Raw genomic sequence first — 12,964 nt, forward strand, 5'->3', positions numbered from 1 at the left:
TTAAATTTACTGAATAATTTTCTTTTCTTTCAGTTCTATAATTTCTGTTTCTGATAAATACCGGCTTAGAATATTTTCAGTATCTTGTGCTAAACACGGCGGCGCCTTTTGATACTCTACCGGTGTTTTTGAAAGTTTAATAGGTGAACCAATAGATGTATAGTTCTGCTGCAAAGAATGAGGCATGTTAACTACCATCTCCCGGGCAATCACCTGCTCTTCTTCTAAAGTCTGCTTTAAATTGTTAATCATGCCGACCGGGACTTTAACCTGATGGATGATTTTTACCCATTCCTCGGCTGGTCGTGTCATAAAGTGTTGCTGTAATAAAGCAGTCAATTCTTCCCGATAAGTGACACGCCCGGAATTTTGCCTGTAATGTGGATGAAGAGCTAATTCAGCCAGACCAATACTTTCACACAGTATTTTAAACTGGCTATCATTACCACAGGCAATAATAAACTCGCCTTTTTTAGCTTTAAATACCTGATAAGGTACAATATTAGCATGAGCATTGCCGAAACGGCCCGGGACTTTTCCCGAGGTTAAATAATTCATGGCAAGAACAGATAAGGAAGCAACCTGTGTATCTAGCAAGGCCATGTCAATATGTTGACCCTCGCCCGTTTTTTCTCTGGAAAGCAGTGCTGCCTGAATAGCAATAGCTGAATAGAGCCCGGTGGTTAAATCTGCAAAAGCCAAGCCAGCCTTCTGGGGACCACCACCCGGCAGGTCATCCCGTTCGCCGGTAACACTCATCATACCGCCCATACCCTGAATAATAAAATCATATCCAGGTTCATTTGCACGAGGTCCTTTCTGTCCGAACCCTGTAATAGAACAATAAACGAGTCGCGGATTGATTGCTGCTAACGTTTCATAATCAAGACCATATTTTTGAAGTGAACCCGCTTTATAATTTTCAATTAATACATCAGATTCAAGTACAAGTGTCCGGATAAGCTGCTGCCCTTCCAGAGTTGCAAGATCAATAGCGACTGAATGCTTACCCCGATTTGCAGAAAGATAGTAAGCAGACTCCTGAGTGTCTTGTCCTGAATCATCTTTTAACCAGGGTGGTCCCCAACGACGGGTATCGTCACCACTATAGGGTTTTTCAATTTTGATGACTTCAGCACCCAAGTCAGCCAGAATCTGACTGCACCAAGGGCCTGCCAGAATACGGCTTAGATCCAGCACTCTAAAACCTGTCAAAGCACCCATCATTCTACTCCTTACTCTTGTTCTAATTTCCCTAGAAATAAAGTATATTTATTTCATCAAACGAAATAATATTTTATTTATAACACAAAACTATAGACTTTAAATAAAATATGAAGCTATATTTAGATAAATTAATTTTGCAGAGTAAAATTAATTTTTATTATTAATTAATTTTAGTACCAAAAATTATTTATATAGATTTTTAGTCTTTTCCTTTGTAAAGAATATAACTCCAAGGAGTCAGGATGATTCGTAATCAGGAAACACTGGATCAGTTACTTCATATGATTCAGCAATTTGTTAAAAATGAATTAATGCCACGTGAACATGAGGTGGCCGAAAAAGATGAAATGCCTCAGGACATTATTGACCAGATGAAAGCATTAGGCTTGTTTGGTCTCACTATTCCTGAGGAATATGGCGGTTTAGGACTGACCATGGAAGAAGAACTTTATGTAGCCTTTGAAATTGGTCGTACCTCACCTGCTTTCCGCTCTATTTTTGGAACTAATAATGGAATTGGTTCAAGCGGTATTATTATTGACGGGACTGAGGAGCAAAAACAGAAGTATTTACCACGCTATGCCAGTGGTGAAATCATCGGTTCATTTTGCCTGACTGAACCGGAATCAGGTTCTGATGCTGCATCTTTAAAGACTACAGCAGTGAAAGATGGTGATTTTTATATCCTGAATGGTACTAAACGCTATATTACCAATGCGCCGCTAGCAAGCACCTATACCGTAATGGCCAGAACCAATCCTGATATTAAAGGCGCAGGCGGTATTTCCGCTTTTGTAGTTGACCGGAATACTTCAGGCATTAGCTTAGGTAAAAAAGATAAAAAGATGGGGCAGCAAGGTACTTATACCTGTGATGTCATCTTTGAAAACTGTCGTGTACCTGCCTCTGCCTTAATTGGAGGAGTGGAAGGTATTGGCTTTAAAACAGCCATGAAAGTCCTCGATAAAGGACGTTTACATATTTCAGCAGTCAGTGTTGGTGCAGCCGAACGTATGCTGGATGACGCACTGCGTTATGCCGTTGAACGTAAACAGTTCGGTCAGCCAATTGCCAGTTTCCAGTTAATCCAGGCCATGCTGGCAGATTCCAAGGCTGAAATCTATGCAGCCAAATGTATGGTACTCGATGCTGCCCGGCGTCGTGACCAAGGACTGAATGTTTCTACTGAGTCATCTTGTGCCAAGCTGTTTGCAACAGAAATGTGTGGCCGTGTTGCAGACCGCTGTGTACAGATTCATGGAGGGGCTGGCTATATCAGTGAATACAGTATTGAACGTTTTTATCGGGACGTACGCCTGTTCCGTCTTTATGAGGGAACTTCACAAATCCAGCAGATCATTATTGCTAAAAATATGATTAATCAGGTTAAGGATTAACCTTTGAGTTTCAGGATGAATTATGACCACACCACTGATGCCGGAAACCCTTATCCGGCCAATTTCTAAAACTACACAGCGAATCGCTTTTGTTTTTGCATTCTTGGCATTATTAATTGATGGTGCCGATATGCTGCTACTGTCTTTTAGCTTAACCAGTTTAAAAGCCGAATTTGGACTGACCAATTTACAGGCGGGTGCTTTAGGCAGTTTTACCCTGGCAGGGATGGCACTAGGAGGTTTCATGGGTGGCTGGGCCTGTGATTATCTTGGACGGGTTCGGACAGTCGTGATTTCGATTCTGGTATTTTCATTATTAACCGCAGCACTCGGCTTTACACAAAGTTTTGAGCAGTTTGCTATCATCCGCTTTCTTTCAGCTTTCGGCATTGGTTCCTTATATATTGCAGCCAATACGTTAATGGCTGAGTACGTACCTACTGAATATCGAACTACAATATTGGGGACTCTACAGGCTGGCTGGACAGTCGGCTATATTGTAGCAACTTTGCTAGCGGGTTGGATTATTCCTGAACATGGCTGGCGGGTATTATTTTTTATAGCCATTATTCCTTCGGTATTGGCATTATTTATTCAGAAACTGGTTCCCGAACCAGAATCCTGGCAGCGAGCCCGTCTGGAGCGTCTATCCGCTTCACGGGTTACTGTACAGGCACAGCCGGTAAAACAGCAAAGTACAGTCAAAATAATTTTCGCAGATAAGCGTAATCGCAGAATGTTCATGCTGTGGATTTTAACTGCCGGCTTTTTACAGTTTGGCTATTATGGTGTAAACAACTGGATGCCAGCTTATCTCGAATCTGAACTGGGGATGAATTTTAAAGCCATGACTGGCTACATGATTGGAACCTATATTGCCATGATCTTTGGCAAGATTATTGCCGGTTATGCAGCTGACCGATTGGGCCGACGCTTTGTATTTGCTTTTGGGGCTATTGGTACAGCTATATTTTTACCTGTGATTGTAATATTTAACTCGCCAGATAATATTGCCTATTTGCTGATTTTCTTCGGTTTCCTTTATGGAATTCCTTACGCCATCAATGCCACTTACATGACTGAAAGTTTTGCTACCAATATTCGCGGAACAGCTGTGGGTGGTGCTTATAATGCTGGCCGTATTGGTGCCATGTTTGCTCCGGCAATTATTGGTGCGGCTGCAAGTGGTGGCTCTATCGGTCTTGGTTTTTTGATCATGGGCGGAGCTTATTTCTTATGCGGTGCAGTATCAGGTCTCTTTATTAAAGACCGTCAATATGACCCCCAGAAAACAGCTTGAAGGCTTAACTTGGTAAAGCCTCTACAGAGGCTTTTAATACTAAAAGAATATGAAAAATACGCTTTATACTCCAACAATTATATTAATGGCAATAGCTGCCGGTATCTGTACCGGTAGTAATTATTTTAGTCAGCCACTCATTCATTCTATGAGTCAAAATTTGCAATTACCAGAAACTATGGTTTCCTGGGTACCTACTTTGGCACAAATTGCTTATGCCTGTGGCCTGTTCCTGCTGATGCCTCTTGGGGATATTCTCGAAAAACGCCGCCTACTCTTCTGTTTCATGCTATTTGCTGCACTTGGTCTGATCATCAGCGGTATTTCAGAGCATATAACTCTGCTTATACTGGGTACACTCATTACCGGTCTATTTTCTGTAGCTGCGCAGCTATTATTACCTTTAGCAGCCAGTCTGGTTCCAGCGCAACAGAGTGGTCGAGTGGTGGGTTTCCTGCTTAGCGGTTTAATGATGGGGGTTCTTCTTGCCCGTTCCCTTTCAGGTTTGGCCTCAAGTTTATTTGCATGGAATTTTATTTATCTGGCCAGTGGTATCTTACTTTTCTGTATTGCTTTTATATTACATCGAAATATCGGGGTTTTCCCACCTACCAGCACTGAAAGCTATGGTTATACTCTACGCTCGTTAGCCTCTATTTTTGTGACAAATCAACGCTTACGCCGGCGTAGCTATATTGGCGGATTAACCTTTGCTGGGGTAAGTATGACATTTACTACTATGTCACTACTACTTGCACCAGCTCCTCATCATATGAGCGATTTTAGTATTGGATTATTTGGTCTGGTTGGCATCGTTGGTGTATTTATAGCTAATTTCACGGGTAAGTTTATTGACCGGGGGTATATTCACCAGATTTCTATTTTATGTAGTCTGGGTCTTATCATTTGCTGGCTATTATTTTTACTTACACCTTATCAATTAGCGTTTTATATGATGGCAACGCTTATCCTTTACGCATCACTCTCTGCAATTCATGTAACCAATCAAAGCATAGTATTTAAATTAAGTGAAAACCTCAGATCTCGTTTTAATGCTATTTATATGACAGGTTATTTTGCAGGAGGAGCATTAGGGACTACCGCCGGAGCCTATGCTTGGACTCATTTTGGCTGGACAGGCACCTGCACGTTAGGCATGATATTTGCAATTACCTGTCTAGTGATTTGTATTCTGGAAGAACGAACTGCTTTACCGCTTCAATCATAACAATGCATTGATCTTCCTGACCAATGCATCATATTTTAACTGATTTCAGTACGGATATTATTCACCATATGTAGCAGGCGCGGTGCAATATCTTCTTCAAGTTTTTCACGTTTCATAATGAAACTTGGTCCACCGCAGTTAAAAACCAGTAAACCATGCTGTTCATGAATTAAAGGCACCGCGACCGAGTTCACATCCTTATGCCATTCTCCAATCGAGAAACAGTAGCCAAAATCCTGATAATCCTTAAAGGCACGGTCAAGATCACGGTTAATCTTGAACCAGTCTTCCTTATATTTTAAACGGATAGCATCAAGCAGAAAATCACGTTCATCTTCTGGCATAGCTGCCAGACAAGCCCGACCCATAGAACTTAAATGAATAGGTAAATAAGTTCCTACCTGTCTTCGCATGGTGATATTGCCTTTCCCCTGCACGACATCCAGATAAATCATGTTTAACCGGTCTCGGGTTGCCATGGCTACTGCTGCACCTGCATAGTCAGCGAGTTCTTTCATATAAGGGTTGGCAATTGAACGAATCGATACATTAGCCAGCATGGAGTAACCGAATGCCAGCACCCCAACAGACAACTGAAACTTGCTCGAATTGGGAACCTGCTTAATATAACCCAGACGAGACAACGTATGAGTCAGACGGGTAATAGTGGGTTTAGGTAAACCGGTTAATTGAGCTAGTTCCTGATTTCCTAAATGCTGGTGCTTAGGTGTAAAACAACGTAGCAGTTCCAGACCACGGGCCAAGGCAGTAATAAACTGCCGGTCATTCTCATCCTGCATATCTTCAATTGGATGTAGTAACTCATGTCTTAAAGGAGCCAAAATTTTTTCTGTTTGTTCTATATCATTGGTATTATCCATGACTCTTTCTCAACCTACTAATGTTTCGCATTGCGAAATTATAATCTATAATTATATTAAATAGCAAAGAAGCAAACTGACCGATTGCTTCTTTTTTATCAGTTTACTCAATAATACCTTCGGCTTTTAATTTTTTTAAGTGTTCCTGAGAGGCAACGCGACTTAAAATCTGCTCAGTATGTTCTCCTAGCGTTGGAGGTGCCCGACGGTATTCTACTGGTGTACGCGACATTTTTATTGGCGAACCAATAACTGTCAGTTTTTGGTTATATGGATGTGGCATCTCAACCAGCATTTTTCGGGCTACTACTTGTGGTTCCTGAAAAGCCTGTTCCAGGTTATTAATTACTCCCACAGGTACTTTAACTGCATGAATAGCTGTTACCCATTCATCTGCAGTTTTCTGCAAGAAATGCTTTGATAAAATATCAATAATTTCATTACGATGTTTGATTCGGTCAGCATTACGGCTAAAGCGTGGGTCATTTGGTAATTCTGCTAATCCAATACTCTGACACAACTGGATAAACTGTTTATCATTCCCACAAGCAATAATAAAATCCCGGTCGGCTGCTTTGAATACCTGGTACGGAACAATATTAGCATGTGCATTGCCATAACGGCCCGGTACTTTTCCTGAAGCCAGATAGTTCATTCCCTGATTTGCCAGCGTGGCAATTTGTACATCCAGTAAAGCCATATCAATATATTGGCCCAAGCCGGTTTCATGCCGGTTCAGCAGTGCTGCCTGAATGGCAATTGTAGAATAAAGGCCTGTAGCCAAATCAGAAAATGCTACACCAACCTTTTGTGGACCGCCTCCTGGCAAATCATCTTTTTCCCCGGTAACAGACATTAACCCGCCCATCCCCTGGATGATAAAGTCATAACCAGGTTCTTCAGCACGTGGCCCATCCTGACCGAACCCGGTAATAGAACAGTAAACCAGTTTCGGATTGATTGCAGCTAAACTGTGGTAGTCCAGACCATATTTTTTCAGTGAACCTGTCTTATAGTTTTCGATCACTACATCGGTATCTTGAATTAAAGCTTTGATCAGCTCCTGCCCTTCTAAACTGGCAATATCAATTGCTACAGAGAGTTTATTACGGTTCGCAGATTGATAATAAGCAGCTTCACGTGTGTCATCACCTGCATCATTCTTCATCCAGGGTGGCCCCCAGCTACGGGTATCATCACCATGCTGAGGTCGCTCTACCTTAATTACTTCAGCCCCCAGATCTGCCAGTATTTGCCCACACCAAGGGCCTGCCAATACACGACTCAGATCAAGTACACGAATTCCTGTTAGTGCTCCCATTTTTATCTCACTATCCTGTTTAGTTTGCTATAACAAATCTTAATCTTTATTTACTCAAGATTAAGTTTCGCCTAGCGATATTATCTATTTAATATACTCTCAATTTAAGTAAAACAAAACTCTAGAGATAAGATATTTTCTGGAATATAAGAACTGTTTAAGCAAAATCAAAAGTTTAACAAGTTAGTTTTAATAGAAATTAATATCGCATTGCAAAATAAATTACCAAAATATATTGTCATGTGAAATCATTTTCTTTAGTATGCCCAAAAAGAAATATACCGGCTCGTCCGCTTATACCACTTCTGTGGTGAAAATAACGACCAAGGAGATGAAATGGTTCGTGATCAGGAAACCCTGGATCAACTACTTAATATGTTACGTCAGTTTGTTGAAGGCGTACTTATTCCGAGGGAAAATGAAGTAGCAGAAACAGATGAAATTCCAGCAGATATTGTTCAGCAAATGCGTGAACTCGGATTATTTGGACTCACTATTCCTGAAGAATATGAAGGTCTGGGTTTAACCATGGAAGAAGAAGTACGAGTTGCCTTTGAACTAGGTCGCACTTCACCTGCTTTTCGCTCACTTATTGGAACAAATAATGGTATTGGAGCTAGCGGTTTAATTATTGATGGCACGGAGGAGCAAAAACAGTATTATCTCCCGCGTTTTGCTAAAGGGGAAATTATTGGCTCGTTTTGCCTGACTGAACCGGAATCTGGTTCTGATGCCGCATCTTTACGAACGACTGCATTAAAAGATGACGATTTTTATATCCTGAATGGTACCAAGCGTTTTATTACTAATGCTCCACATGCGGGTGCATTTACAGTCATGGCACGTACTAACTCTGAAATTAAAGGTGCAGGGGGCATTTCTGCATTCATTATTGATAGCAAGACACCCGGAATATCTCTAGGTAAACGTGACCAAAAAATGGGACAAAAAGGTGCTCATACCTGTGACGTCATCTTTGAAAACTGTCGTGTACCTGCCTCTGCCCTGATTGGAGGAGTAGAAGGGGTCGGTTTTAAAACAGCCATGAAAGTCCTCGATAAAGGACGTCTGCATATTGCTGCTTTAAGTGTAGGTGCTGCGGTACGCATGCTGGATGATGCACTGCGGTATGCCGTTGAACGTAAACAGTTCGGTCAGCCAATTGCCAGTTTCCAGTTAATCCAGGCCATGCTGGCAGATTCCAAGGCTGAAATCTATGCAGCCAAATGTATGGTACTCGATGCTGCACGTCGTCGTGACCAGGGTGAAAATATCAGTACGGAAGCTTCATGCTCAAAAATGTTCGCAACGGAAATGTGTGGCCGTGTTGCAGATCGCTGTGTACAGATTCATGGAGGAGCTGGCTATATCAGTGAATACAGTATTGAACGTTTCTATCGGGATGTACGCCTGTTTCGTCTTTATGAAGGAACCACACAGATTCAGCAAATTATTATTGCACGCAATATGATTCGTGAAATGACTCAATAAAACCTCAAGCGCTTTAAGGAAAATTAAAGCGCCCTTAATAGTAGGTAATGGATTATGTCTATAAACACAATAACTTCAAGCATTGGCCCGAATACCTGGAAAATTGCATTCTTATTTGCATTTTTAGCTTTACTGGTCGATGGCGCTGATTTAATGCTGCTTTCTTATAGCCTCAACAGTATTAAGGCAGATTTCGGACTGAGTACTGTTGAAGCTGGCATGCTGGGTAGTTTTACTTTAGCTGGTATGGCAATTGGCGGTATCTTTGGGGGCTGGGCCTGCGACCGCTTTGGCAGGGTCAGAATAGTTGTAATTTCAATTTTAACCTTTTCAATTTTGACCTGTGGCTTGGGCTTTACGCAAAGCTTTATGCAGTTTGGTATTCTACGTTTTTTTGCTTCATTAGGTCTAGGTTCTCTTTACATCGCCTGTAATACTTTAATGGCAGAATATGTTCCTACCCGATACCGCACTACTGTATTAGGTACCCTACAAGCTGGCTGGACAGTGGGCTATATTGTAGCAACTTTGCTAGCCGGCTGGATTATTCCTGATCATGGATGGCGCATGCTGTTTTATGTTGCAATTATTCCAATTGCTATCGCTATCTTTATGCACATTCTGGTTCCAGAACCGGAAGCATGGCAACAATCTCGCTTGAATAAAGCGATAAATAATCATCACCAGAAAAAAGAGTCAGCCTTTAAACTTATTTTCCAGGATAAATGTAACCGCAATATGTTTATACTCTGGGCACTTACTGCCGGCTTCCTTCAGTTTGGCTACTATGGCGTAAATAACTGGATGCCTTCTTATCTGGAAAGTGAACTTGGAATGAAGTTCAAAGAAATGACTGCTTATATGGTAGGAACTTATACTGCAATGATTCTAGGTAAAGTTCTTGCAGGTTATATGGCGGATAAACTGGGTCGCCGCTTTACCTATGCTTTTGGTGCTATAGGAACTGCTGTATTTCTACCATTAATTGTATTTTATAATTCACCAGAGAATATCCTGTACTTATTGATAATTTTCGGTTTTCTGTATGGCGTACCATATGGTGTAAATGCAACCTACATGACTGAAAGTTTTGCAACTGCAATTCGTGGTACAGCAATTGGAGGAGCATATAATGTCGGGCGTCTGGGCGCAGCGATTGCTCCTGCAACTATTGGTTATCTGGCTTCTGGTGGTTCAATTGGCTTAGGCTTTGTAGTCATGGGAGCAGCCTACTTTATCTGTGGAGTTATTCCAGCCCTCTTTATCAAAGAGAAACAATATGACCCCCAGAACTCTTGAGTTCTTTTCCCCAATAACTGGCCAAAAACCAGTTATTGGAATTTTTTATATAAAAATCCAAATCTAAAACATATATAGATTTAATAGTTTCTAAATATATTCAACTCAGCCTTTTAAAAGAGTTTTAGATACAGTTCTCTGCATTTATTTTTCCTGTTCACCTTTATAGTGAAAAGATAATTTATTTTAGCATCTCAGTATACGTGCTATTTAATAGAGAGTTGCCTTTTTACAAATAACAAATTAATATATCGCTAAGCGAAATGGTGTTTCTAATTATGGAAAATATAGAAAGAGAATCAATGGAGTTTGACGTAGTGATCGTTGGTGCAGGACCTGCAGGTCTTTCAGCTGCGATCCGCATCCGTCAACTGGCGATTGAAAACAACCTACCCGATCTTTCCGTTTGTGTCGTCGAAAAAGGTTCCGAAGTTGGTGCGCATATTCTTTCAGGTGCTGTACTTGAACCCCGGGCCATGAATGAACTCTTCCCCGACTGGAAAGAGCTCGGTGCTCCGCTTAATGTCCCGGTGACTGAAGACAGAACCTTTTTCCTGCTCTCTGACACCACCTCCAAAGAAGCACCGCACTGGATGGTGCCAAAAACCATGCATAATGATGGCAACTACGTCATCTCGCTGGGCAATGTCGTACGCTGGCTGGGTGCCAAGGCAGAGGAGCTGGAAGTCTCGATCTTCCCGGGCTTTGCTGCATCAGAAATCCTCTACCATGAAGATGGTTCGGTCCGCGGAATCCAGACCGGTGACATGGGCATTGGCAAAGATGGACAGCCAACCCATAACTTTATGCCGGGCTACGAGTTGCTGGCCAAATATACCCTGTTTGCCGAAGGCTGCCGTGGCCATTTAGGCAAGCGCCTGATCCAGAAATTTAACCTGGATAAAGATGCCGATCCGCAGCACTACGGCATCGGTATTAAAGAGCTATGGGAAATTGATCCTGCCAAGCACAAGCCGGGTCTGGTGATGCACGGTGCCGGCTGGCCGTTGTCAGAGACCGGTTCGTCTGGGGGCTGGTGGCTATACCATGCCGAAAATAACCAGGTGACGCTGGGCATGATTGTCGACCTGTCGTACAAGAATCCGCATATGTTCCCGTTTGCTGAAATGCAGCGCTGGAAGACTCATCCCCTGATCAGACAATACCTCGAAGGCGGCAAGCGGATTTCTTATGGCGCGCGCGCAGTCACCAAAGGTGGCCTGAACTCGTTGCCAAAGCTGACCTTCCCGGGCGGCTGCCTCATCGGTGATGATGCCGGTTTCCTGAACTTTGCCAAGATCAAGGGTTCACACACTGCCATGAAGTCCGGCATGCTCTGCGGTGAAGCGGTATTTGAAGCGATTGCCCGCGGTGTAGAAAAAGGTGGTGAAGTGGGCTATGCCCGTGCGGCTGAAGGCGAAGACTTCTTTGAAAAGGAACTGACCGCCTATACCGACAAGTTCAACCATAGCTGGCTGAAAGAAGAGCTGTACAGCTCCCGTAACTTTGGCCCGGCCATGCACAAGTTTGGCCAGTGGCTTGGCGGTGCATTTAACTTTATTGACCAGAATGTGTTTAAGGTTCCGTTTACCCTGCATGACCTGCTGCCCGACTTCAAGGCCCTGCAAACTGTAGAGGCAGAAAGCTTCAAGCCCAACTATCCAAAACCGGATGGCAAGCTGACCTTTGACCGTCTGTCTTCTGTCTTTGTATCCAATACGGTACATGAGGAAAACCAGCCGTCTCACCTCAAGCTGGCTGATGCGTCTATTCCGGTTGAGGTCAACCTGCCGAAATATGACGAGCCGGCACAGCGTTACTGTCCGGCCGGGGTTTACGAGATTGTTCAGGAAGAGACTGGACCGCGGTTCCAGATCAATGCAGCGAACTGTGTGCACTGCAAGACCTGTGATATCAAGGACCCTTCACAAAACATCACATGGGTAACACCGGAAGGTGGTGGTGGTCCTAACTACCCAAATATGTAGTAGCTATTTTAGCTCTTCATTTATTATTTTTTAGGTAAATAAGCCCTCTAGAGGGCTTATTTAAATTAAAGCATCTGCAAGGGCCTACTTACAGAGCTCTGCTTAACCAGCTATATCAGATTTTCAATCTTTATACTTTGTAGCTCTTTAATTTATGTTTAATGCTTAATTTAAAATTACCAACCAGCTTTTAGATTCTCTACAGTTTTCTCATTCTGAGTTATATGCTGTACCCGTGCAGAAAAATAAGATTTAAGTTATCTTTTAAATTAAATAAATTCATATACTTGATTTACTAAAAACTATTTTATTTAAATACAGCGCACAAGGGATGCGAATAGAACAAATTTTTCTGATTTATTATGCTTTAACTCTATATCGCCACGAGTAGTATTAAAAGTTATTTATACTGTCATTCTGATTGATATTTACTTATTCTATTTTCTATCATCTATAAAAGAAAAATGTCAGGGTTCAGTTATCTTCCTTTCTCTATTTACTGCTTACCTAAACAATAAGTATTAATTGCACTATGCAATGTGTAATGGCAGCTAAGTTATAAGTTCATAAGATGTAAACAAGCGTTTAGCCAGTATTTTATATCGTTTTTTACTTTTTTCTTTTATTTACTTTCTATAGTCTGGATAAATTTTAAAACTACAAGCAGCATAGTTACTACAATCATTCAATTTATAAAGGTAATAAGACTTTACTATAGCCGCTTTTTCTCAAAAAAATCGATAGTTTTAGTTTGGTTTATAAATTCGGTATCAAATTGTGCTTTTAATTTCTGTTAGCAGAAGCTCTACTTGACCTAATAAAAATAACTATT

The 12,964-nt window shown here is 41.8% G+C and carries 9 protein-coding genes; 6 read left to right on the forward strand and 3 right to left on the reverse strand.

Translation table 11 applies throughout. The annotated features are described in order from the left end of the window. Positions 1-6: 6 nt before the first annotated feature. Positions 7-1,224, reverse strand: coding sequence for a CaiB/BaiF CoA-transferase family protein (locus ABZP31_RS07325; protein WP_034429247.1), 1,218 nt, complete (start codon positions 1,222-1,224; stop codon positions 7-9). Positions 1,225-1,469: 245 nt separating this feature from the next. Here ABZP31_RS07325 and ABZP31_RS07330 point away from each other — a divergent pair, with 245 nt between their 5' ends. From ABZP31_RS07330 to ABZP31_RS07340, 3 genes are read left to right on the forward strand one after another with little or no spacing between them, the layout of a single operon-like run. After that, positions 1,470-2,624, forward strand: coding sequence for an acyl-CoA dehydrogenase family protein (locus ABZP31_RS07330; RefSeq protein ID WP_005025999.1), 1,155 nt, complete (start codon positions 1,470-1,472; stop codon positions 2,622-2,624). A gap of 22 nt (positions 2,625-2,646) precedes the next feature. Next, positions 2,647-3,924: an MFS transporter gene (locus ABZP31_RS07335; RefSeq protein WP_005407376.1), complete on the forward strand. Its 1,278-nt coding sequence runs from the start codon at positions 2,647-2,649 to the stop codon at positions 3,922-3,924. Positions 3,925-3,973: 49 nt separating this feature from the next. Further along, positions 3,974-5,152 carry an MFS transporter gene (locus ABZP31_RS07340; protein WP_367156959.1) on the forward strand — a complete coding sequence of 393 codons (1,179 nt, stop codon included), beginning with the start codon at positions 3,974-3,976 and terminating at the stop codon, positions 5,150-5,152. A 35-nt stretch (positions 5,153-5,187) separates the two neighbouring features. Here ABZP31_RS07340 and ABZP31_RS07345 read toward each other — a convergent pair whose 3' ends face one another. After that, on the reverse strand, positions 5,188-6,033 hold the full coding sequence (locus ABZP31_RS07345) for an IclR family transcriptional regulator (protein WP_005014160.1): 846 nt from the start codon (positions 6,031-6,033) through the stop codon (positions 5,188-5,190). A 103-nt stretch (positions 6,034-6,136) separates the two neighbouring features. Continuing rightward, positions 6,137-7,354, reverse strand: a complete 1,218-nt coding sequence (locus ABZP31_RS07350) for a CaiB/BaiF CoA-transferase family protein (protein WP_075039820.1) — start codon at positions 7,352-7,354, stop codon at positions 6,137-6,139. 336 nt (positions 7,355-7,690) lie between these two features. Between ABZP31_RS07350 and ABZP31_RS07355 the strand changes: the two genes are divergently transcribed. The 3 genes from ABZP31_RS07355 to ABZP31_RS07365 all read left to right on the forward strand — a co-directional run bounded on the left by ABZP31_RS07355 (position 7,691) and on the right by ABZP31_RS07365 (position 12,132). Continuing rightward, positions 7,691-8,845, forward strand: a complete 1,155-nt coding sequence (locus tag ABZP31_RS07355; protein ID WP_248134682.1) for an acyl-CoA dehydrogenase family protein — start codon at positions 7,691-7,693, stop codon at positions 8,843-8,845. Positions 8,846-8,899: 54 nt separating this feature from the next. Further along, a complete protein-coding gene (locus ABZP31_RS07360; protein ID WP_248134684.1) occupies positions 8,900-10,144 on the forward strand; it encodes an MFS transporter in 1,245 nt (414 codons plus the stop codon). Between the two features lie 278 nt (positions 10,145-10,422). After that, positions 10,423-12,132, forward strand: coding sequence for an electron transfer flavoprotein-ubiquinone oxidoreductase (locus ABZP31_RS07365; protein ID WP_262475732.1), 1,710 nt, complete (start codon positions 10,423-10,425; stop codon positions 12,130-12,132). The last annotated feature ends 832 nt before the right edge of the window (positions 12,133-12,964 follow it).

Source organism: Acinetobacter sp. FL (genome assembly GCF_040744925.1).
Classification (GTDB): Bacteria; Pseudomonadota; Gammaproteobacteria; order Pseudomonadales; family Moraxellaceae; genus Acinetobacter; species Acinetobacter radioresistens.